Annotated in this window: 18 protein-coding genes and 1 other RNA gene; 13 read left to right on the top strand and 6 right to left on the bottom strand. The window is 61.6% G+C overall.

Going from position 1 to position 21,421, the window contains the following annotated elements:
- Positions 1–257 precede the first annotated feature (257 nt).
- The 8 genes from BFP99_RS06255 (at position 258) to BFP99_RS06220 (ending at position 11,406) form a co-directional block, all read left to right on the top strand.
- Positions 258–917: a GntR family transcriptional regulator gene (locus BFP99_RS06255; RefSeq protein WP_027603706.1), complete on the top strand. Its 660-nt coding sequence runs from the start codon at positions 258–260 to the stop codon at positions 915–917.
- Positions 918–919: 2 nt separating this feature from the next.
- Positions 920–4,408: a chromosome segregation protein SMC gene (gene smc, locus BFP99_RS06250; RefSeq protein WP_065924760.1), complete on the top strand. Its 3,489-nt coding sequence runs from the start codon at positions 920–922 to the stop codon at positions 4,406–4,408.
- Between the two features lie 259 nt (positions 4,409–4,667).
- The gene (gene zipA, locus BFP99_RS06245) at positions 4,668–5,531 is read left to right on the top strand and encodes a cell division protein ZipA (RefSeq protein ID WP_065924759.1); all 864 of its coding nucleotides are present in this window, start codon (positions 4,668–4,670) and stop codon (positions 5,529–5,531) included.
- An 86-nt stretch (positions 5,532–5,617) separates the two neighbouring features.
- On the top strand, positions 5,618–7,984 hold the full coding sequence (ligA, locus tag BFP99_RS06240) for an NAD-dependent DNA ligase LigA (protein WP_065924758.1): 2,367 nt from the start codon (positions 5,618–5,620) through the stop codon (positions 7,982–7,984).
- A gap of 133 nt (positions 7,985–8,117) precedes the next feature.
- Positions 8,118–9,284, top strand: a complete 1,167-nt coding sequence (locus tag BFP99_RS06235) for a zinc-binding metallopeptidase family protein (RefSeq protein WP_065946883.1) — start codon at positions 8,118–8,120, stop codon at positions 9,282–9,284.
- A 146-nt stretch (positions 9,285–9,430) separates the two neighbouring features.
- Positions 9,431–9,527: signal recognition particle sRNA small type (gene ffs, locus BFP99_RS06230), an RNA gene on the top strand.
- A gap of 243 nt (positions 9,528–9,770) precedes the next feature.
- Entirely contained in the window at positions 9,771–10,817 is a 1,047-nt protein-coding gene (locus BFP99_RS06225) for an N-acetylmuramidase family protein (RefSeq protein ID WP_065946882.1), read from the top strand.
- A 1-nt stretch (position 10,818) separates the two neighbouring features.
- Positions 10,819–11,406 (top strand): hypothetical protein, encoded by a 588-nt coding sequence (locus BFP99_RS06220; protein ID WP_065946881.1) that lies wholly within the window; start codon positions 10,819–10,821, stop codon positions 11,404–11,406.
- Positions 11,407–11,462: 56 nt separating this feature from the next.
- Here BFP99_RS06220 and BFP99_RS06215 read toward each other — a convergent pair whose 3' ends face one another.
- Positions 11,463–12,365: a DUF2167 domain-containing protein gene (locus BFP99_RS06215; protein WP_065946880.1), complete on the bottom strand. Its 903-nt coding sequence runs from the start codon at positions 12,363–12,365 to the stop codon at positions 11,463–11,465.
- 61 nt (positions 12,366–12,426) lie between these two features.
- The gene (locus BFP99_RS06210; protein ID WP_065946879.1) at positions 12,427–13,290 is read right to left on the bottom strand and encodes a LysR family transcriptional regulator; all 864 of its coding nucleotides are present in this window, start codon (positions 13,288–13,290) and stop codon (positions 12,427–12,429) included.
- Positions 13,291–13,392: 102 nt separating this feature from the next.
- Between BFP99_RS06210 and BFP99_RS06205 the strand changes: the two genes are divergently transcribed.
- On the top strand, positions 13,393–14,352 hold the full coding sequence (locus tag BFP99_RS06205; RefSeq protein ID WP_065924752.1) for a DMT family transporter: 960 nt from the start codon (positions 13,393–13,395) through the stop codon (positions 14,350–14,352).
- Here BFP99_RS06205 and BFP99_RS06200 read toward each other — a convergent pair.
- Both BFP99_RS06200 and BFP99_RS06195 read right to left on the bottom strand, forming a co-directional pair.
- On the bottom strand, positions 14,266–14,637 hold the full coding sequence (locus tag BFP99_RS06200) for a VOC family protein (protein WP_065924751.1): 372 nt from the start codon (positions 14,635–14,637) through the stop codon (positions 14,266–14,268). The genes BFP99_RS06205 and BFP99_RS06200 overlap by 87 nt on opposite strands.
- A gap of 54 nt (positions 14,638–14,691) precedes the next feature.
- A complete protein-coding gene (locus BFP99_RS06195) occupies positions 14,692–15,453 on the bottom strand; it encodes a substrate-binding periplasmic protein (protein ID WP_065924750.1) in 762 nt (253 codons plus the stop codon).
- A 133-nt stretch (positions 15,454–15,586) separates the two neighbouring features.
- On the opposite strand from BFP99_RS06195, the gene dnaX reads away from it, so the two are divergent.
- The 4 genes from dnaX (at position 15,587) to recR (ending at position 19,853) form a co-directional block, all read left to right on the top strand.
- Positions 15,587–17,635, top strand: coding sequence for a DNA polymerase III subunit gamma/tau (dnaX, locus tag BFP99_RS06190; RefSeq protein WP_065924749.1), 2,049 nt, complete (start codon positions 15,587–15,589; stop codon positions 17,633–17,635).
- A 43-nt stretch (positions 17,636–17,678) separates the two neighbouring features.
- Positions 17,679–18,017, top strand: coding sequence for a YbaB/EbfC family nucleoid-associated protein (locus BFP99_RS06185; protein ID WP_003193199.1), 339 nt, complete (start codon positions 17,679–17,681; stop codon positions 18,015–18,017).
- A gap of 132 nt (positions 18,018–18,149) precedes the next feature.
- Entirely contained in the window at positions 18,150–19,184 is a 1,035-nt protein-coding gene (locus BFP99_RS06180) for an NADP-dependent oxidoreductase (RefSeq protein ID WP_065924748.1), read from the top strand.
- 66 nt (positions 19,185–19,250) lie between these two features.
- Positions 19,251–19,853 (top strand): recombination mediator RecR, encoded by a 603-nt coding sequence (gene recR / locus BFP99_RS06175; protein ID WP_065946878.1) that lies wholly within the window; start codon positions 19,251–19,253, stop codon positions 19,851–19,853.
- A gap of 78 nt (positions 19,854–19,931) precedes the next feature.
- Here the strand turns inward: recR and BFP99_RS06170 are convergent, their stop codons facing one another.
- Together BFP99_RS06170 and fnr are read right to left on the bottom strand one after the other, a co-directional pair.
- Positions 19,932–20,480 (bottom strand): adenine phosphoribosyltransferase, encoded by a 549-nt coding sequence (locus BFP99_RS06170; protein ID WP_027603721.1) that lies wholly within the window; start codon positions 20,478–20,480, stop codon positions 19,932–19,934.
- A gap of 79 nt (positions 20,481–20,559) precedes the next feature.
- Complete coding sequence (gene fnr, locus BFP99_RS06165) at positions 20,560–21,294, bottom strand: fumarate/nitrate reduction transcriptional regulator Fnr (RefSeq protein WP_065924746.1); 735 nt, start codon at positions 21,292–21,294, stop codon at positions 20,560–20,562.
- Positions 21,295–21,421 lie beyond the last annotated feature (127 nt).

Genomic DNA, 21,421 nt, shown 5'->3' with positions numbered 1-21,421 from the left:
TGTTGTTAACCGCTTTGCGCCGAATCTAGTCATGTCTGACTTTTCGGTCAATGATTTTCTGACTGGGAGGTCAGGAAATTGCGATCGCAACACTTTCAATTATGGTTCAGTCTTCTGAAACCGGCGTTTTTGGGGGCGTGTGGGTGTTCAGCTTTGCTTATTTCATGCCAAATTCGCCACGGTGGGCGTAGCGCCATCAGCGGGCCAATGCGCTACACTGCCGCGCTTGTACCGATAGACGATTTTGAAGGGAAAACATGACGTTCAAGGCGCCGGACAGTCTCGCCGAGCAAATCGCTCACCACCTCGCCGAACGTATCATTCGCGGCGATCTCAAGCCTGGGGAGCGGATCCAGGAACAGAAAGTCACGCTGGCGCTGAATGTCAGCCGTGGCTCCGTGCGTGAAGCTTTACTGATCCTCGAACGCCGCCACCTGATCGCGATCCTGCCGCGCCGTGGCGCCCACGTGACCGAGCTCACGGCGCACAAGGTGCAGAGCCTGTGCACGCTGATGAGCGAGTTGTATATCCTGCTTGGCAATGCGGTCGCCCAGGGCTGGCAGACCCAGGCCGACATGGCGCCGTTCGTCCAGATCCAGCAGCGCCTGGTGAGCAATTTCGAGCGCCAGGACATCCGCGCCTTTGTCGAAGAATGCTTCAATGTGATGCGCGCCGCGTACCCCTTTGCCAACAACCCGTATTTGCAGGAAACCGTCGAAAACCTGCAGCCGGCGATGAACCGTGCCTATTACCTGGCCCTGGATCAGCGCAAGGCGTCCATGAGCGAGTACCTGGCGCTGTTCGAGCAACTGCTCGCCGCCGTACTCGCCCGTGACCTGGAGCAGATCCGCCAGGTGCTGTCGGCCTACTGCCAGCGCAGTAGCTCGCTGGTCATCGCTGCGTTGGCGGACGCCTAAACGTGCGGCTCAAGTGCATCAAACTGGCGGGGTTCAAATCCTTCGTCGACCCGACCACGGTGAACTTCCCCAGTAACATGGCGGCAGTGGTCGGGCCCAATGGCTGCGGCAAGTCGAACATCATCGACGCCGTACGCTGGGTGATGGGCGAGAGCTCGGCAAAAAACCTGCGTGGCGAGTCGATGACCGACGTCATCTTCAACGGCTCCACCAGCCGCAAGCCGGTGAGCCAGGCCAGCATCGAACTGGTGTTCGACAACTCCGACGGCACCCTGGTCGGCGAATACGCGGCCTATGCGGAAATCTCCATCCGCCGCAAGGTCACGCGCGACAGCCAGAACAGTTACTTCCTCAACGGCACCAAGTGCCGACGCCGGGACATTACCGACATCTTCCTCGGTACCGGCCTGGGCCCGCGCAGCTATTCGATCATCGAACAGGGCATGATCTCCAAGCTGATCGAAGCCAAGCCCGAAGACCTGCGCAACTTTATCGAGGAGGCGGCCGGCATCTCCAAGTACAAGGAGCGCCGCCGCGAGACTGAAAACCGTATCCGCCGCACCCATGAAAACCTCGCCCGCCTCACCGACCTGCGCGAAGAGCTGGAGCGCCAGTTGGAGCGCCTGCACCGCCAGGCCCAGGCGGCCGAGAAGTATCAGGAATACAAGGGCGAAGAGCGCCAGCTCAAGGCGCAACTGTCGGCCCTGCGCTGGCAGGCGTTGAACGATCAGGTGGGCCAGCGCGAAGCGATCATCGGCACCCAGGAAATCAGCTTTGAAGCGCTGGTGGCCGAACAGCGCAATGCCGACGCCGCCATCGAGCGCCTGCGCGACGGGCACCATGACCTGTCCGAGCGCTTCAATCTGGTGCAGGGCCGTTTCTATTCGGTGGGCGGTGATATTGCCCGGGTCGAGCAAAGCATCCAGCACGGCCAGCAGCGCCTGCGTCAGTTGCAGGATGATCTGAAGGAAGCCGAACGCGCGCGCCTGGAGACCGAATCGCACCTGGGCCACGACCGCACCTTGCTGCTGACGTTGGGCGAAGAGCTGGACATGCTCACCCCCGAGCAGGAAATCACCAACGCCGCCGCCGAAGAGGCCGCCGCTGCGCTGGAAGAATCCGAAACCACCATGCACGGCTGGCAGGAGCAGTGGGACGCCTTCAACCTGCAATCCGCCGAACCGCGGCGCCAGGCCGAGGTGCAGCAGTCGCGCATCCAGCAACTGGAAACCAGCATGGAGCGCCTGGCCGAGCGCCAGCGTCGCCTGCAGGAAGAGCGCGTGCTGCTTGCCGCTGACCCGGAAGACGCGGCGATCATGGAGCTCAGCGAGCAACTGGCCGAAAGCGAAATGACGCTGGAGGAGCTGGAAGCCAGCGAAGAACAACAAGTGGAGCGCCTGGAGCAATTGCGTCAGCAACTGCAACAGGCGACCCAGGCCCAGCAGCAGGCCCAGGGCGATTTGCAGCGGCTCAATGGCCGGCTGGCGTCCCTTGAAGCCTTGCAGCAAGCGGCGTTGGACCCAGGCACCGGCACCGCCGAATGGCTGCGTGATCAGCACCTGGCCGAGCGTCCGCGCTTGGCCGAAGGCTTGAAAGTTGAAGCCGGTTGGGAGCTGGCCGTAGAGACCGTTTTAGGCGCCGACCTGCAAGCCGTGCTGGTGGATGATTTCGGCGGCTTCGACCTGGCCGGTTTTGCCCAGGGTGATCTGCGTCTGCTCAGCCCCGCCGCTGATGGCACGCGAGTGCCGGGAAGCCTGCTGGATAAGGTCGAGGCGGCGATTGACCTGTCGCCGTGGCTGGGCCAGGTCAGGCCGGTGGATTCCCTGGAGCAGGCCCTGGCCCGGCGTGGTCAACTGGCTGGCGGCGAAAGCCTGATCAGCCGCGACGGTTACTGGGTCGGCCGCCACTTCCTGCGGGTGCGCCGTGCCAGTGAAGCGGAAAGCGGCGTTCTGGCCCGTGGCCAGGAAATCGTCAACTTGATCGCCGAGCGTGAAGAGCGCGAAGCTACCTTGGAAAGCCTCGAAACCGAACTGCAAACCCTGCGCGCCACCCAGCGCCAGCAAGAGACCGGCCGCGAACACCTGCGCCGCCTGTTGCAGGACGAAGCGCGCCAGCAAGGCGAATTGAAAGCCCAGCTTTCCGCGAGCAAAGCCAAGGCCGAGCAACTGACCCTGCGCCGTACCCGTCTCGATGAGGAAGTGGCCGAGATGGGCGAGCAGCGCGCCCTGGAACACGAGCAGATCGGCGAAGCGCGCCTGCAATTGCAGGAAGCCCTCGACAGCATGGCCCTGGACACCGAGCAGCGCGAATTGCTGCTGGCCCAGCGTGACAGCCTGCGCGAGCGCCTTGATCGTGTGCGCCAGGAAGCCCGCCAGCACAAGGACCACGCCCATCAGTTGGCCGTGCGCCTGGGTTCGCTCAAGGCCCAGCACAATTCCACAGCCCAGGCCCTTGAGCGCCTGGAGATGCAGTCCGAACGCCTGACCGAAAAACGCGAGCAACTGAGCCTCAACCTGGAGGAGGGCGAAGCGCCGCTGGAAGAGCTGCGCCTCAAGCTTGAAGAGTTGCTCGACAAGCGCATGACCGTCGACGAAGAACTCAAGACCGCACAGATCGCCCTGGAAGACGCCGACCGCGAATTGCGCGACGCAGAAAAACGCCGGACCCAGGCCGAGCAGCAATCCCAGCTGATTCGCGGCCAGCTCGAGCAACAGCGCATGGAATGGCAAGCCCTGACCGTGCGCCGCAAGGCCCTGCAAGACCAATTGCTCGAAGACGGCTACGACTTGCACGGTGTGCTCAATACCTTGACCGCCCAGGCCAGCGAGAAAGAAGCCGAGGAAGAACTTGAACGGATTGCCGCACGTATCCAGCGACTGGGCGCGATCAACCTCGCGGCCATCGATGAATACCAGCAGCAGTCCGAGCGCAAACGTTATCTGGATGCCCAGGACGCCGACCTGGTGGAAGCCCTGGACACCCTGGAAAACGTAATCCGCAAGATCGACAAGGAAACCCGTAATCGCTTCAAAGATACCTTTGATCAGATTAATGGCGGTTTACAGGCGTTATTCCCGAAAGTTTTCGGTGGTGGCAGCGCTTACTTGGAACTGACGGGCGAAGATCTACTCGATACAGGGGTAACGATCATGGCGCGGCCTCCGGGCAAGAAGAACAGCACCATTCATTTGTTGTCCGGCGGCGAAAAAGCCCTGACCGCATTGGCCCTGGTGTTTGCCATCTTCAAGTTGAACCCGGCGCCGTTCTGCATGCTCGATGAAGTTGATGCACCATTGGATGACGCTAACGTTGGACGCTATGCGCGACTGGTCAAGGAGATGTCCCAGACGGTGCAGTTCATCTATATCACCCACAACAAGATTGCCATGGAAATGGCTGATCAGTTGATGGGGGTGACAATGCATGAACCGGGTTGTTCACGTTTGGTCGCGGTGGATGTCGAAGAAGCGATGGCGATGGTGGAATCCTGAGCTGCGCCATGAGAGAAAGTTTTCCGCGCGATGTCAGGTGATTTACCGGCCGAGTGAAAGTGGCAAATGGACATATTTGTTCAAGGCATTTTGACAGACGGTGTAAAGTTATCTTTGGTCGTGCTAGTTTAATGTCAATTTTTCGTATGCGTGGGCAAAACGTCAGTCAGAACATAGAGTTGGCGCCACGTTTTAAAGCGGTTTGCACGGTGCTAAACCCCTTATTTTTCAGCATTTTTTATTAGAGGCACGGGATTACATGGAAATCGGTCTGCGCGAGTGGCTGATCGTCATCGGCATCATTGTCATTGCCGGTATTCTTTTTGATGGCTGGCGCCGCATGCGCGGTGGCAAGGGCAAGCTCAAATTCCGTCTGGACCGCAACCTGTCCAACTTGCCCGACGACGACGGCAGCGCCGAGCTGCTGGGGCCGCCCCGTGTGCTGGATACCCATAAGGAACCGCAACTGGACGAGCATGACCTGCCGTCGATGAGTGCGCCGCTGCGTGAAGCCCGCGAGCCGTCCTCCAAGCGTGGCAAACGCGCCAGTGCAGCCGCTGCCGAACCGCATCAGGGTGACCTGAACCTCGATGTCGATGAAGGCCCGAGCTTCAGCAGCCGTGATGACGATTTCCCGGATGAAAACGCCGGCAAGAATGCGCCGCGCCAATCGGTCAACGATCAGCCTGCCGCTGAAGAAGTGCTGGTGATCAGCGTGATCTGCCGCGACGCCGCCGGCTTCAAGGGGCCGGCGCTGTTGCAGAACATCCTCGAAAGCGGCCTGCGCTTTGGCGAGATGGATATTTTCCACCGCCACGAAAGCATGGCCGGCAACGGCGAAGTGCTGTTCTCCATGGCCAACGCGGTCAAGCCAGGCACTTTCGACCTGGACGACATCGACCTGTTCAGCACCCCTGCGGTGAGCTTCTTCCTCGGTCTCCCGGGCCCGCGTCACCCGAAGCAAGCGTTCGACGTGATGGTGGCCGCTGCCCGCAAGCTGTCCCAGGAACTCAACGGCGAGCTCAAGGATGACCAACGCAGCGTCCTGACCGCCCAGACCATCGAACACTACCGTCAGCGCATCGTCGAGTTCGAGCGTCGCGCCCTGACACAGAAACGCTGAGGATTGGTTTCCAGCGTTGTCATTAGAATAAGCGCACCAACATTTGAGCAGCTTCGGCTGCTCTTTTGCTTTATGAGAGAACACCCATGACCGCCGCCCACACCCGCATCCTCGAACTGCGCGCTGAACTGGATCAGCACAACTACCGTTACCACGTCCTCGACGAACCGAGCATTCCGGACGCCGAGTACGACCGGCTGTTCCACGAGCTCAAGGCCCTGGAGGCCGAGCATCCGGACCTGGTGACGCGGGATTCGCCGACGCAGCGGGTCGGCAGTGCGGCGTTGTCAGCCTTTACCCAGGTACGCCATGAGATCCCGATGCTCAGCCTGGGCAACGCGTTTGATGAAAACACCATGCTCGAGTTCGATCGCCGGGTCACCGAGGGTCTTGACCTGCCGGTGGGCGACCTGTTTGGCGGTGGCGCAGCGGTGGAATACAGTTGCGAGCCGAAGCTGGATGGCCTCGCGGTCAGCCTGCTTTATCAGGATGGCGAGTTGGTACGCGGCGCCACCCGAGGTGACGGCACCACTGGCGAGGACATCAGCGTCAACGTGCGTACCGTGCGCAATATCCCCTTGAAACTGCATGGCAGCGGCTGGCCGGCGACCCTGGAAGTGCGCGGCGAAGTGTTCATGTCCAAGGCCGGTTTCGAGCGGCTCAACGCCTCGCAACTGGAACTCGGCGGCAAGACCTTCGCCAACCCGCGTAATGCGGCGGCGGGCAGCTTGCGTCAGCTGGATTCGAAGATCACCGCCAGTCGTCCGCTGGAGTTCTGCTGCTACGGCATCGGCCAGGTGACCGGGGATATCAGCGACACCCATATCGGTAACTTGAAGCAACTGCAGAAGTGGGGCATGCCCATCAGCCATGAGCTGAAACTGGCCAAGGGCATCCAGGAGTGCTTGGACTATTACCGCGATATCGGCGAGCGACGTAACAGCCTGCCCTATGAAATCGACGGCGTGGTGTTCAAGGTCAACAGCATCGCCTCCCAGCGTGAACTGGGCTTTCGCGCCCGCGAACCGCGCTGGGCCATCGCGCACAAATTCCCGGCCATGGAAGAACTCACCGAGTTGCTCGACGTGGAGTTCCAGGTCGGCCGCACCGGCGCCGTGACGCCGGTGGCGCGCTTGAAACCGGTCAAGGTCGCGGGCGTCACCGTGTCCAACGCCACCCTGCACAACATGGATGAAGTCGCGCGCCTGGGCTTGATGATCGGCGATACCGTGATCATCCGCCGTGCCGGGGATGTGATCCCGCAGGTTGTCTCCGTGGTCACCGAGCGCCGCCCGGAACACGCCCGTGCGGTGCAGATTCCCGAAAGCTGCCCGGTGTGCGGTTCTCATGTGGAGCGCACGCAACTGGTCAAGCGCAGCAAGGGCAAGGAAACCGTCAGCGAAGGCGCGGTGTACCGCTGCGTCGGGCGCCTGGCCTGTGGTGCCCAGCTCAAGCAGGCGATTATCCATTTCGTCTCGCGCCGGGCCATGGACATTGACGGGCTCGGTGACAAAACCATCGAGCAACTGGTGGATGAAAAACTCATCGGTTCGCCGGCCGACCTCTACAAACTCAAGTACGAGCAGATCATCGACCTGGAAGGCTTTGCCGATATCTCCAGCAAGAAACTGATCACTGCCATCGAAAACAGCAAGACCCCGACCCTGGCGCGCTTTATCTACGCCCTGGGCATTCCCGACGTGGGCGAAGAGACGGCCAAGGTGCTGGCGCGCTCCCTGGCGTCCCTTGAGCGTGTGCAGAAGGCCTTGCCGGAAGTGTTGACGTACCTGCCGGATGTGGGCCTGGAAGTGGCCCATGAGATCCACAGCTTCTTCGAAGACAGCCACAACCAGGAAGTGATCGGCGCGTTGCTGTCGCCTGATGAATGCGGCCTGCAATTGCAGGATCAGGGTGAGCTGAGCGCCGAGTTCGCCGCCAGTACCACCTTGGGCGGCTTCCTCGACAAGCTGCACGTACCCTCCGTCGGCCCCGGCGCCGCGCAGAAACTTGCGGACAAGTTCGGCAGCCTGGAAGGTGTGATCAAGGCGGACTGGCTCGACATGCGCCAGGCGCTGCCGGAGAAGCAGGCCAAGGCTGTGCGCGACTTCTTTGATAACCCGGACAACGCCAGCCGCGCCGTGGCGATTGAGCAGCAGCTCAAGGACTTCGGCATGCATTGGCAGAGCGAGAAGAAGGTGGTCGAAGGCCTACCCGAGGCAGGGCATACCTGGGTGCTCACCGGCTCCCTGGAGTTGATGAGCCGCGACGTGGCCAAGGACAAGCTCGAAAGCCTCGGCGCCAAGGTGGCCGGCTCCGTGTCGGCCAAGACCCATTGCGTCGTGGCCGGGCCGGGTGCCGGCTCCAAGTTGGCCAAGGCCAGCGAACTGGGGTTGAAGGTGCTGGACGAAGAGGCCTTTGTCGCGTTCCTTGCCAAACACAACATTTCGGTCTGACACGGCGCCGATGGTGAGCGGGCTTGTCGAATCGTCGCACCGCCCGCGCCGGGCTGCGAAGCCGCCCTTGAAGAAAGTGGAACGATCCTGAGTCCCAAATGATCTAGTCTCAGTCACCCAGGGAGAGATCGCCATGTTCCGCTACTTCGAGCAACTCAGCTCGCGCATCGCCGCACCGTTCATGGCCGAAACCTCGCGTAACAGCAAGGTGTGGCAGTGCCGGTGCGGGCAAGCGCTGTTCTTTCGCAACAGCCAATGCCTGGCTTGCCAGGCGCTGCTGGGTTATCAGCCGCAGCAAAGCCGCTTGTCCTCCCTGCAGCCGGGGCCTGTGGAAGGCACTTGGCTACAGGACGACAACCTCGATGCCGGCGCCTTCCGCCGCTGTGCCAATCTCGACACCGCGGCGGCCTGCAACTGGCTGATTCCCGCCCACAGCACCGCACCGTTGTGTGTGGCGTGCAGCGTCAACCGCACCATCCCCGACCTGTCGATCCCGGAGAACCCCGAGCGCTGGCGCAAGGTGGAGACCGCCAAGCGTCGGCTGGTGGCACAGTTGATCAGCCTGGGCCTGCAAGTGGTGCCCAAGAGCGTCGACGAGGACAGCGGCCTGGCTTTCGACTTCGTCGGCATCGACCTGGAAGGCAACGCGCCCATGACCGGGCATGCCAACGGCCTGATCACCCTCGACATCAAGGAAGCCGACGACGCCCACCGCGAAAAAATCCGCGTGCAGATGCGCGAACCCTACCGCACCTTGCTGGGCCACTTTCGCCATGAGGTCGGCCACTATTACTGGGATCGCCTGATCGCCAACAGCCACTGGCTGGAGCCTTTTCGCAGCCTGTTCGGCGACGAACGCGCCAGTTATGCCGACGCGCTCGATCAGCACTACCAGAACGGCCCACGCCCCGACTGGCAGCAGACCTGCGTCAGTGCCTACGCCACCATGCACCCCTGGGAAGACTGGGCCGAAACCTGGGCCCACTACCTGCACATGATGGACGCTGTCGACACCGCCCTGGGCTTTGGCATGAGCGCCCGTGAGATGGACCTGGATTACCAGCCATTCCCCCTCACCACCCTCTATGACCCCGAACATCCCGGCGGCGTGGCATTCCTGTCCTTCGTCAACGCCTGGATCGAACTGGCCGGCATGCTCAATGAGCTGTCCCGCGCCATGGGCCAGCCGGACTTCTACCCGTTCGTGCTGCCACCGGCGGTGATTGCCAAGCTGCACTTCATCCACCTGGTGATCCAGGAAGAGGGTGGCCGGGCGGACGAGGTGTTGCAGGCACAATGATGAACCCCTGTGGGAGGGGATGCTGACGGCGGTGGCAAGTGCTTGAACCCCTTCATATTTTTAATCCGTCGCCAACGGTTGTAACTTCCGATGAGATCGGTACAATGGCCCCGCTTGCCGAGAGGCCAGCGTCGTTATGGTGACCCCATCGGTCCCCCCGCAACGATTACCCGTGAACCTGGTCAGAGCCGGAAGGCAGCAGCCACAGCGGGAACATTGTGTGCCGGGGTGTGGCTGGTGGGGTTGCCTCCATAACGCTCTTCCTTGCAGTCCTCCTTCGATTCAAATTCAAATGACCTGTTTTCAGTCAACTGCCGATGTTTTATTGCGCGGTCGATGATGGTTGTTTCACAACTTTCCAACACCCCTCTGGACAACCCCAAACCGCCTTGTTAGTTTCCGCCGGCCACTTGTTACAGAGTATGACGAGGGCGCCGACTTGATATTGAAGTGCTATCACTTCTTTAACTAACAAGGATGTCTGTGATGAAAAGCCTGCAAGGGTTACCCCGTCTTATCAGTGCCTCGGTAGGTGCGCCGGGTAAAGCCCGCAACTTGCCCGCCGATGTGCAGTGCATCCAGTATTTATTCAATCTGATCATTCCCAAGATGGGTTTCCCGCTGGCCGAAAACGGCAAGTGCGATGGCCAGTTGGTACAGTGCATCAGCCAATACCAGTTTCGCCACCTCAAGTATGCCCATCCCGATGGCGTGGTCGACCCCACCGGTCGCACGTTCAATAGCCTGATCGAAGAAGCGGTGAAGGTACCGCTGAAGGCCTTCCCGACGATGCGCATCCCGAGTTTTCTCAATGCATTCGGCAACAATCAGGGCGATGCGGTGCAGGCCACGGTCAATGTGTACCTGGACCGCATGCGCGCGATGATCGAGGCCGAGCGACGTAACCGGCAGTTGATGCTCCAGGCCACGTGCGATGGGGGTATGACCCTCAGCGAAACGGACTTTCAGAATGCCGCCACGCAGTTGGGCAGCGGTATTTCGGTGAATATCATCAAGGCCTTCGCCACCGTGGAATCAGGTGGGCGTTCCGGGTTCGGGCCGGCCAAGTTGCCGGTGATCGCGTTTGAAGGGCACTTGTTTCGCAAGTACACCAAGCACATCTACGACCAGGCGCACCCGCTGCTGTCCTACCCCTACAAGAAAAAGGCCGGGCCGCAGTGGCAGGCCAATAACAAGGACCAGATCAAGGCTTGGGAAACCATGGCCACCGCGTTTGCCTTGGATCAGGAAGCGGCACTCATGTCGGCGTCGTGGGGCATGTTCCAGATCATGGGCTTCAACTACGCGTCGTGCGGTTACAAGACGGTGTTTGAGTTCGCCGCAGCATTAAAGGTAAATGCCGGCAACCAACTAAAAGCCTTCCTCGGTTTTTGCAGCAAGAGCCCGGCATTGATGAAGGCCATGAAAGCCAAGGATTTTACCGGCATGGCACGTAACTATAACGGCGAGGACTACGGCAACTACGACGTCCTTATGCAAAAAGCCTACGAAAAACTTGAAGGGAAAAAATAGGATGATCCGTTTTCTAGCGATAGGTGTGTTGTCGTTGTGCGCCGTGGGCCCTGCCTTGGCCGGTCCGGCCGCGTTGCATTCGGGCAAGTACGAAGGGCTGATGCTGGCGGTGACGCCGGAGCATCAGGTCGAAGGGTTCTATTCGGAAGCCATGGGCGAGGGCGTCACCCGCCGTTGCGCGTTTTACCTGCAAGGCAAGCCTGAGGCGCTCACCACGTGGCTTGACGAGGCTCATCCCGGCAGCCTGGCGCCTTCGTCCGATGGCGTGACCCTCACGGTGGAAGAGGGCCGCCAGCACCCCGGTTGCCTGAATGTACTGATGCCGGAGATTGCCACCGGCCTGGACCTGACCCAGACCGCCAGCAAACAATGGATCGGCCTGGTGACGGTATCCGCCGACAAGGCTTACCTGCTGAAAACCCCAGGCGCCAAGGTCGCCAAGCGTCCGTATATCGTCAAGCGCGATGTGGTCGGTGTGCTGGCCTTCAAGGACGGTTGGGCCCAGGTCGAGTTCATCAATGCCGACGACCGCTCGTTCAGCGGCTGGATCAGCCAGGATCAATACAGTCGTCTGGCCGCGCCCAACTGAGTCATCCCAATCGCCGCAGTGTGCCGGGCACGCTGCGGCGTTTTTGTGCCTGGGGTTCAGGCCTTGTTGCGGTTGAACAGCTTGCGAATCACTGCGAGCAGCGCCACTACGCCGATCACCAGGAACTTCTTCGCAGCCAGCAGGAAGATACCGATCTTGGCAAATAGCCCGGCCTTGGCGGCGATCCCACCGGCAACCAACGCGGCGAGGCCGTAAGTGGCAAGCTTGTCGGTTTTCGGATTGAAGTCGGTATAGAGGTTGCCGTCGGTGAAGTTGGTAAAGGCCAGCACCTTAGGCAATTCCTGCTGGATGGTGGCCAGGTCGGCCATGGCGGCCACAGCGTTGAGTTCCAGTACGCCTTCACGGCCCAACACGCGGATGCTGTAGTTGAGGGTGTTCTGGTCGGCGTCGTCAGCCTTCAGTTCGCGGGCCCAATACATCTTGTGGGTGGTGTCGTCGTAGCGCGGTGGCTCGGCCCAGCCCAGCAGGTGCAGGCCGGCGTAGCCTTGTTTCTGGCGCTCCTTGTTCTCTGCTTCGTCTTCTTCCTGCATTTGCTTGAGCAGATCGGCGTAGTCGATTTTTGCCGCATCTTCGTCGGAGATGTGCCCATCTGCCTTGTAGCTGACGATCACGCCCCAGCCGCGTTCCGACAATGGGCTGACGGCTTTGGGCACGATCATGCCCAGGGTCTTGAAGCCCGGCGGGTTGCCCCAGCCATCGGTCAGCAAGCGCTCGGTATCGGCGGGGTCGAGGTAGTAGAACTCGTCGGTGAGCTTGAGGGTGGCGATGCCGCTGGGCAGGGTGACCGTGCCGGTCTTTTGGTTGAGTGACGCCAGAAAGTGCTCGGCTGTTTCGGCGGGGGCACTGGCTTCAACGGGGGCAGGCGAGGCAGCAGCAACGGCAGGTGCGGCAGGCAGGCTCAGAGCAGCCGCCGCCAACAACAGGCGGAAGTAATTCATGGTAGTCCCTTACATTTTGAATTAATTTCGCTGGAGGATAACCGAAACAACATGTTGCGAGTTAGCCAAAAGTCTCCCGCAACAGCTCGGCAAACGCATCCCGGGCCAGATGCCGCTGGGTGTCCTTGTGCCAGAACAACAGGTTATCCACGGCCGCCAGCTCTTCAAATCGATAGGACGCCAGCTGGTTGGCCTGCTCATAGCGGGCCAGGATGCCCTCTGGCGCCAACGCTACGCCAATCCCCGCGCTGACGCAGCCGATGATCGTGCCCCAACTGGCATAGCTGGCAATGGTCGGTTTGAAGTCATGGGGCTTGACCCAGTTTTCCAGTGCCGCGCGATACGGGCAGCCGGGTGGCCAGACCAGCAAGGTGCGGCCGGCGAGGTCCTCGGCGCCACTGATGGGGGCGCTGGACGCGCTGGCGATCAGCACCAGGCGCTCGCTGTAGACCACGCTGTGTTCGAGCTTGGTGCGTTTGTTGCCGGCGGCCACCAGCGCCACATCCAGGCGGTGGTGTTGCAGGTCGTCGAGCAACGGGCCCCAGGCGCCGGTCACCAGTTCCAGGCTGACATCGGGGTAGCGCCGGTGATACTCCGCCAGCAGGGGCGGCAAACGCCCGCTGGCGCTGGACTCCACCGCGCCGATACGCAAGGTGCCACGGGGAATGGCATTGGCGTCCACGGCGCGTTTGGACTCATCCACCAGCGCCAGGATGCGCTCGCAGTAATCCAGGAAAATCTCACCGGCGGCACTGATGGCCAGTCCACGCCCGGCCCGGATGAATAGCGGTGTGCCCAACTCGCCTTCGAGCTGCTTGATGCGCGTGGTGATGTTGGACGGCACGCAATGCAGCAGCACGGCCGCCTGGGCCACGCTGCCGGTTTGTGCCACGGCTCGCACCATTTTCAATTGGGCCAGTTCCATTGCTCAGTTCCAGTGATTGCAGAAGTCAGAAACGGTTAATTGTCGTGCGCCTTGCCCGGGCCAAGACTGACGGCCCTCCTTCCCGGTTTCTGGACGCCGTCGATGAATACCCCTTCACCTGTAAAGCTTACGCTAGTCATCGCCAGCGTCATCCTGTGTTGGGCCTATTCGCCGATTGGCGTGCACATCGGGCTGCACAGCTACAGTCCCGGCCAATTGGCGTTGTTAAGGTTTTTGATTGCCTCGCTGTTCATGGGCGGTGTGGCACTGGTGATGGGCATCGGCCGGCCGCGCCTGCGGGATGTTCCGTGGTTGCTGGTGCTGGGGTTCTTCGGCGTGTTCCTGCATCACACCAGCCTCAACTATGGGCAGCAATGGGTAACGGCAGCGGCGTCCAGCGTCCTGGCGCAGTCGGCGCCGTTGTTCAGTGTGCTGATCGCGTTTTTGTGCCTGAAGGAGCGAGTCAGTGCCTGGCGCTGGGGCTGCGTCTTGCTGGGGCTGCTCGGCGTGCTGGTGGTGATCTGGGGGGATCAGGGGCTGGGTGAGATCGACCCGCGTGGCTTGTTGATCCTGCTGGCGGCGGTGTCGTGGAGCGTGTACTTCGCCCTGCAGAAGCACTATGCCCACCGCTACAGTCCGCTGACCATGGCGTGCTACATGGTGTGGGCGGGCACCCTGATGCTGTGTGTGAACCTGCCGGGCCTGCCGGCTGCAGTGGTGCAGGCGCCGTTGGCGGAGAATGTGGCGGTGCTGGTGCTCGGCATTTTCCCCAGCGCCTTGGCGTATCTGGCCTGGGGGTATGTGTTGAAGCATGTGGAGGTCAGCCGCGCGTCGGTGGCGATGTACCTGATCCCGCCGGTGGCAATGGTGATGGCCGCGACGTTGCTGGGCGAACACATTGCCGTGCAGGTGATGCTGGGCGCTGTGATCGTGCTGGCCAGTGTGGCGGCCATCAGCCTGGAGGGGCGCTGTCGGTCAGTCGTTCAGGCAAAACGCGCGCAAGCGGTGGCCGTCGAGGTCCTGGGCGACGAAGGTGTAGCCGAAGTCCATGGGCGTCGGTGACTGGACAATGATGGCGCCCTGTTCTGCCCATTGGTCGTGCAACGCGTCCACGGCGGCCGTGTCGGGCAGCGAGAAGCCCACTTCACCGCCACCGCCTGTGAACCGGGCTGCCGGCTCGACAGTATGACGCGACCACAGCCCGAGCTTTACGCCGTTGTCCAGAATGAACAGGGCAAAGGTCGGGTTCAATTCGACCGGCGGCTTGCCCAGCAGGCGGCTATAGAAATTGGCACTGGTGGCCGGGCTGTCGACGTACAGCAGGAAGTAATGGGCGAGGGTGTTCATGTGGGCTCCTTGAGAACAGGCGTGGTGTGGCGCCGAGTCTATAAGGAGTGCCTGTCAGTTTTTGTCAGGAGCGTGCAGGGGGACCGGGTCTTCGCCAGTGTATAGCTTGATGATGTCGTCGATTTCGCCGGACATTTTCATCCGCAGCAAGGTGCGCAGGATCTTTTGGGCCGGTACGTCGGGATCGTTGCGCACGATGCAGCCGAGGTTTTGCTCCTCAATCAGCGCAACTTTGTGCAAGCGCTGGCTGATCGGCATTTTCTGGTTGAAACGGTCGACGATCCATTCATTGCTCACCGCGTAGTTGAATCGCCCCGCCACCAGCTTGTGCAGCACCTGTTCTTCGCTGCGGGCGTCGTCGCGGGTGAGTTGGCCGCTGGCAAACAGTGGGTCGAGGGCGCCATAGCGATAGTTGAGCACCGTGCCGATCGGCTGGGGTGTCAGCTTGAGCACCTGCACCGGCTGGTTGCGCACACTGACCAGCACATTGCGCTGCACCATTAAAGGCAAGCTCCAGATGTAGTCGCCGGACAGGTTGTCGACCCACGCGTGGGTGACATAACAGCGCACATCAATATCCCCGTGGCCCATGGCTGTGGCGATACGGGCGCGGGCCAGCACGTGGAATTCCGCCGGCTGGCCGACCTGGGTGGCCAGGCTCAACATCAAATCATACAAAATCCCCTGTGTAGGCCGGCCGTTCTCGACCTGCACCATGGGCATCGCCCAACTGTCGGAAACCGAGAAACGCAGCGGTGCAGGCGCCGCCAGGCAAGCCGTGGTCATCATCCATAAAGCGCCCAGGACTACGCGCATACACTCTCCGGGTTCAGGCCTTTTCGGGGCCAGTCAGCAGAGCTTAGTCAGATTAGGCGAGCGTGCCGGATGCAATTTCCCCCTTGCTCCGCTAGCATTACCCGCTTCCGCTTCCCAGTTGCGACGGTTTTCGATGAGTTATCAGGTTCTTGCACGTAAATGGCGTCCGCGCTCGTTCCGCGAAATGGTCGGCCAGACCCATGTGCTCAAGGCTCTGATCAATGCCTTGGACAGCCAGCGGCTGCACCACGCCTACCTGTTCACCGGTACCCGGGGAGTGGGCAAGACCACCATTGCGCGCATCATCGCCAAATGCCTGAACTGTGAAACCGGTATCACTTCGACGCCCTGCGGCACCTGCTCGGTGTGCCGCGAGATCGACGAAGGGCGTTTCGTCGACCTGATCGAGATCGACGCCGCAAGCCGCACCAAGGTCGAAGACACCCGCGAGCTGCTCGACAACGTGCAGTACGCGCCCAGTCGCGGCCGCTTCAAGGTCTACCTGATCGACGAAGTGCACATGCTTTCCAGCCATTCCTTCAACGCCTTGTTGAAAACCCTGGAAGAGCCGCCGCCGTACGTCAAATTCATCCTGGCCACCACCGACCCGCAGAAACTGCCTGCAACGATCTTATCGCGGTGCCTGCAGTTCTCCCTGAAGAACATGACCCCCGAGCGCGTGGTGGAGCATTTGACCCACGTGCTGGGCGTCGAGAACGTACCGTTCGAAGACGACGCACTGTGGCTGCTGGGCCGCGCCGCCGATGGCTCGATGCGCGATGCCATGAGCCTCACCGACCAGGCCATTGCCTTTGGTGAAGGCAAGGTCATGGCTGCCGATGTGCGCGCCATGCTCGGCACCCTGGACCACGGCCAGGTGTTCGACGTGCTGCATGCGCTGATCGAGGGCGATGCCAAGGCGTTGCTCGAAGCCGTGCGCCACCTGTCGGAGCAAGGCCCGGACTGGAACGGCGTGCTCTCGGAAATCCTCAATGTGCTGCACCGCGTCGCCATCGCCCAGGCGTTGCCGGAAGGTGTCGACAACGGCCATGGCGACCGTGACCGCGTGTTGGCCCTGGCCCAGGCGTTGCCGGCCGAAGACGTGCAGTTCTACTACCAGATGGGCCTGATCGGTCGTCGCGACTTGCCTTTGGCGCCCGACCCACGCGGAGGCTTCGAGATGGTCCTGCTGCGGATGCTGGCCTTCCGGCCGGCGGATTCGGCGGACGCACCGAGACAGCCGCTAAAGCCAGTGGGGATCAGCCAGGCCACAGTTGATTCCGCCAAACCAGTGGCTGGCGCGGCGGTGGTCGCGCCAGTGGTTGCTGCCCCTGTTGCACCGGCGCCTGAGCCGGCAGCGGTGGTGGCGGCAGCGGTGGTTGAGCCGGAACCGGTTGTCGAGCCCGAGCCTGTCGTCGACCTGCCCTGGAATGACCCGGTAGACGCTGAGGTCGAGGTTGAACAGCAGCCCTATGTCGAGCCCGTCCTGGAAACCGTCGGTGAGCAGCCTGAGCTGACGCCGATGCCTGCGCCGACGCCGGACAGCGTGGTACCGGCCGCCCCCGAGTGGGTGACGGCCCCGGTTCCCGAGCCGACTGTGGCCCAGGTCGAAGCCGCAACCCCGGGCATCGACCTCGACGACGAACCGCCGCTGGACGAAGACTACATCGAGCCGGACATGGATTCGGCCTACAGCTACCTGGACGACCTGGCCAGCGAGCACACCGCCGAGCCTGCCCCGGAACCCGAGGTGGAGCCCGCTGCGGCACCAGCCACCGGCCTGGCCCTGCAATGGCTGGAGCTGTTCCCGAAACTGCCGATTTCCGGCATGACCGGCAGCATCGCCGCCAACTGCACCCTGATCGCCATCGATGGCGACCACTGGCTGTTGCACCTGGACCCGGCCCACAGTGCGCTGTTCAACGCGACCCAGCAGCGGCGCCTCAACGACGCCCTGAACCAGTACCATGGGCGCACGCTGACCATCGCTATCGAGTTGATCAAGCCCGAGCAGGAAACCCCGGCCCAGGCTGCCACCCGCCGGCGTATCAACCGCCAGCGGGAGGCTGAGGACTCGATCCACGGCGATCCGCTCATCCAGCAAATGATGCAGCAGTTCGGGGCGGTCGTTCGCCAAGATACAATTGAACCTGTCGAAGCCCCGGTGCCCCAGGCGTCCTGACACCGGGCTATTCATTGATCCACGTACTTTTGAGGTGATTCCCATGATGAAAGGTGGCATGGCCGGCCTGATGAAGCAGGCGCAGCAGATGCAGGAAAAGATGGCCAAGATGCAGGAAGAACTGGCCAACGCCGAAGTCACCGGTAAAGCCGGTGGCGATATGGTCAGTGTGGTGATGACCGGTCGTCACGACATCAAGCGCGTGAGCATCGACCCAAGCGTATTGCCAGGCGTGGGCGAAGATGACCTGGAAATGCTGGAGGCGCTGTTCGCCGCGGCCGTCAACGACGCCGTGCGCAAGATCGAAGCCAACAGCCAGGACAAAATGTCCGGCGTGACCGCCGGCATGCAACTGCCACCGGGCATGAAGCTGCCGTTCTGATCGCCAGGCTTTAGCTAGACTCCAATGCCAGGCCTTGTGCCTGGCATTTTTGTTTGTGCCAATCCAATCGAACCCTGGCGCGGCACCCATGGTCTGCACCCTATACCGATAGATTCGATCAAGGAGCCCTTCATGCCTCACGAACCGACTTTGAACCAGCGCATTGTCCTGGTCTCACGCCCTCAAGGCGCACCCACGCCGGAAAACTTCCGCCTGGAACGGGTGACCTTGCCGGAATTGGCAGACGGCCAGGTCCTGCTGAAGACGCTCTACCTCTCCCTCGACCCTTATATGCGCGGGCGCATGAGCGACGCACCGTCCTACGCCGCGCCGGTGGAAATCGACGAGGTGATGACCGGCGGGGCTGTCAGCCGTGTCGAGCAATCGCGTAATCCGAAATTCGAGGTGGGTGATCTGGTCGTCGGCGCCACCGGTTGGCAGAGCCACAGCATTTCCGACGGCCGCAACCTGATCCCGGTGCCCAATGGCCTGGCCAGCCCGTCCATGGCCCTGGGGGTACTGGGCATGCCGGGCATGACCGCCTACATGGGCCTGATGGACATCGGCCAGCCGAAAGCCGGAGAAACCCTGGTGGTGGCGGCTGCCTCCGGCGCGGTGGGTTCGGTGGTCGGCCAGGTGGCCAAGCTCAAGGGCCTGCGTGTGGTCGGGATTGCGGGCGGTGCCGAGAAGTGCCGCTACGTGGTGGACGAATTGGGTTTTGATGCCTGCATCGACCACAAAAGCGCAACGTTTGCCGACGACTTGGCCCAGGCCTGCTTCAAGGGCGTGGACATTTATTTCGAAAACGTCGGTGGCAAGGTGTTCGACGCCGTGCTGCCGTTGCTCAACCCCAAGGCGCGCATCCCCCTGTGCGGGCTGATCGCCGGCTATAACGCCCATGAAGCGCCCAGCGGGCCTGACCGCTTGCCGGCGCTGCAACGCACGTTGTTGACCAAGCGTGTACGGATCCAGGGCTTTATCGTGTTTGACGACTACGGTGATCGCCAGCCGGAGTTCCTCAGCGCCATGGCGCCGTGGGTACGCGACGGCAAGATCAAGTTCCGCGAAGACGTGGTCGAGGGCCTGGAGCAGGCGCCCGAAGCCTTTATCGGTTTGCTGGAAGGGCGCAACTTCGGCAAGTTGGTGGTACGGGTCGCGCAGGATTGAGCATTTGACGCTAATCCGAGGCGCGGGTATAAACCGCGTCTCGTTGTTTTGTCGGACCACTCGCCCATGAGCTTCAGCCCCCTGATTCGCCAACTGATCGACGCCCTGCGCACGTTGCCGGGTGTCGGCCAGAAAACCGCCCAACGCATGGCGCTGCAACTGCTGGAGCGTGATCGCAGCGGCGGTACCCGGCTGGCCCAGGCCTTGAGCCAGGCCATGATCGGGGTGGGTCACTGCCGCCAGTGTCGGACCCTCACCGAAGAAGAACTCTGCCCGCAATGCGCCGACCCGCGCCGCGACGACACGCTGCTGTGCGTGGTGGAAGGGCCGATGGATGTGTACGCGGTAGAGCAGACTGGTTATCGCGGGCGCTACTTCGTGCTCAAGGGCCACCTCTCGCCGCTCGATGGGCTGGGGCCGGAGGCCATCGGCATTCCGCAGTTGGTGGCGCGTATCGAGGAGCAGGGCACCTTTACCGAGGTGATCCTGGCCACCAACCCGACCGTGGAAGGTGAAGCCACCGCGCATTACATCGCCCAACTGCTGAGCAACAAAGGCCTGGTCACTTCGCGAATCGCCCATGGCGTGCCGCTGGGGGGCGAGTTGGAGTTGGTGGACGGCGGCACGTTGGCGCATTCGTTCGCCGGTCGTAAACCGATCGCGCTCTAACGATCAGCGCAGGATCAAATGTGGGAGGGGCAGTGCGGCGAATCCACTTGCCCCTGATAGCGTCAGTCCGCGCAACCGTTACCGCTCGGTGAGGGCAAAGCGGGTCAGGCAAAACGTCGGGATGCCCATGTCTTCCAGGCGTTGCGAGCCGCCGAGTTCCGGCAGGTCAATGATCGCCGCCGCTTCAAAGATCTTCGCCCCCATGCGTCGCACCAGGTTGGCCGCCGCGATCAAGGTACCGCCCGTGGCGATCAGGTCATCGAACATCAGCACCGAATCACCTTCGCACAGGCTGTCGGCATGCACTTCGAGGAAGGCCTCGCCGTATTCGGTCTGGTAACCCTCGGACAGCACGTCAGCCGGCAGCTTGCCCTGCTTGCGGAACAGGATCAGCGGCTTGTTCAGTTGGTAGGCGATGATCGAGCCGATCAGGAAGCCGCGCGCATCCATCGCGCCGATATGGCTGAAATCGGCCTCGACATAGCGATGGGCAAAGGTGTCAGCCACCAGGCGCAGGGCCTTGGGCGATTGGAACAGCGGTGTGATGTCACGAAAGATCACCCCAGGCTTGGGGAAGTCGATGACGGGGCGGATCAGGGATTTGATGTCGAACGAATCGAAAGTCATCGTCGAAGAGTCCTGGGCGGAAAACGGACTCGAAGTATACCTGCGGCCTCACCGATTGGCGCGGCCGCAAGCGTCTGCATCAGCCTTCCAAGGAACCACCGGCGAGTGCGCACAGCTGGATCGGGTCGAGGATGTGCACTTCCTTGCCTTCGGCGGCCAGCAGTTCGCTCTGCTGGAAGCGGGTAAACACACGGGATACGGTTTCCACTGCCAGGCCCAGGTAATTGCCGATTTCGTTGCGCGACATGCTCAGGCGGAACTGGTTGGCCGAGAAACCACGGGCACGGAACCGCGCCGACAGGTTGACCAGGAAGGTGGCGATGCGCTCGTCGGCGGTTTTCTTCGACAACAGCAGCATCATCTGCTGGTCGTCACGAATCTCGCGGCTCATCACGCGCATCAACTGACGGCGCAGTTGTGGCAATTGCAGGGCCAGTTCGTCCAGGCGCTCGAAGGGGATTTCGCACACCGACGTGGTTTCCAGGGCCTGGGCCGACACCGGGTGAATCTCGGTGTCCATGCCCGATAACCCGACCAGCTCGCTGGGCAGGTGGAAACCGGTGATCTGCTCTTCGCCGCTGTCGCTCAGGCTGAAGGTCTTCAGCGCGCCCGAACGTACTGCATAGACGGAATCGAACTTGTCCCCCTGGCGAAACAGAAACTCGCCTTTCTTCAGCGGGCGACCGCGTTTAACGATTTCGTCCAACGCTTCCATGTCTTCCAGATTCAGCGAAAGTGGCAGGCAGAGGGGAGCCAGGCTGCAATCCTTGCAGTGAGCCTGGCTGTGAGCGCGCAGTTTGACTGGCTCGGACATTTCTTAAATCCTTGTGGGAAAACACACATAATACGTAAGGGTACCGCACTGGTGGGCAGTGAAGCCAGCCTGTACAAAAAACAAGCAACGGTATAAAGCTTTTTGTACCGATGCCGATACAGTTGCA

The sequence above is a fragment of the Pseudomonas sp. 1 R 17 genome (assembly GCF_900067035.1).
GTDB lineage: Bacteria > Pseudomonadota > Gammaproteobacteria > Pseudomonadales > Pseudomonadaceae > Aquipseudomonas > Aquipseudomonas marginalis.
The sequence above is the reverse complement of the archived record's forward strand: the minus strand, read 5'-3'. Positions and strand labels throughout refer to the sequence as shown.

Bases quoted from the DNA above. Each gene is read 5' to 3' on its own strand.
- BFP99_RS06255 (WP_027603706.1), top strand. From the start codon at position 258: ATGACGTTCAAGGCGCCGGACAGTCTCGCCGAGCAAATCGCTCACCAC.
- zipA (WP_065924759.1), top strand. From the start codon at position 4,668: ATGGAAATCGGTCTGCGCGAGTGGCTGATCGTCATCGGCATCATTGTC.
- ligA (WP_065924758.1), top strand. From the start codon at position 5,618: ATGACCGCCGCCCACACCCGCATCCTCGAACTGCGCGCTGAACTGGAT.
- BFP99_RS06235 (WP_065946883.1), top strand. From the start codon at position 8,118: ATGTTCCGCTACTTCGAGCAACTCAGCTCGCGCATCGCCGCACCGTTC.
- BFP99_RS06225 (WP_065946882.1), top strand. From the start codon at position 9,771: ATGAAAAGCCTGCAAGGGTTACCCCGTCTTATCAGTGCCTCGGTAGGT.
- BFP99_RS06220 (WP_065946881.1), top strand. From the start codon at position 10,819: ATGATCCGTTTTCTAGCGATAGGTGTGTTGTCGTTGTGCGCCGTGGGC.
- BFP99_RS06215 (WP_065946880.1), bottom strand. From the start codon at position 12,365: ATGAATTACTTCCGCCTGTTGTTGGCGGCGGCTGCTCTGAGCCTGCCT.
- BFP99_RS06210 (WP_065946879.1), bottom strand. From the start codon at position 13,290: ATGGAACTGGCCCAATTGAAAATGGTGCGAGCCGTGGCACAAACCGGC.
- BFP99_RS06205 (WP_065924752.1), top strand. From the start codon at position 13,393: ATGAATACCCCTTCACCTGTAAAGCTTACGCTAGTCATCGCCAGCGTC.
- BFP99_RS06200 (WP_065924751.1), bottom strand. From the start codon at position 14,637: ATGAACACCCTCGCCCATTACTTCCTGCTGTACGTCGACAGCCCGGCC.
- BFP99_RS06195 (WP_065924750.1), bottom strand. From the start codon at position 15,453: ATGCGCGTAGTCCTGGGCGCTTTATGGATGATGACCACGGCTTGCCTG.
- dnaX (WP_065924749.1), top strand. From the start codon at position 15,587: ATGAGTTATCAGGTTCTTGCACGTAAATGGCGTCCGCGCTCGTTCCGC.
- BFP99_RS06185 (WP_003193199.1), top strand. From the start codon at position 17,679: ATGATGAAAGGTGGCATGGCCGGCCTGATGAAGCAGGCGCAGCAGATG.
- BFP99_RS06180 (WP_065924748.1), top strand. From the start codon at position 18,150: ATGCCTCACGAACCGACTTTGAACCAGCGCATTGTCCTGGTCTCACGC.
- recR (WP_065946878.1), top strand. From the start codon at position 19,251: ATGAGCTTCAGCCCCCTGATTCGCCAACTGATCGACGCCCTGCGCACG.
- BFP99_RS06170 (WP_027603721.1), bottom strand. From the start codon at position 20,480: ATGACTTTCGATTCGTTCGACATCAAATCCCTGATCCGCCCCGTCATC.
- fnr (WP_065924746.1), bottom strand. From the start codon at position 21,294: ATGTCCGAGCCAGTCAAACTGCGCGCTCACAGCCAGGCTCACTGCAAG.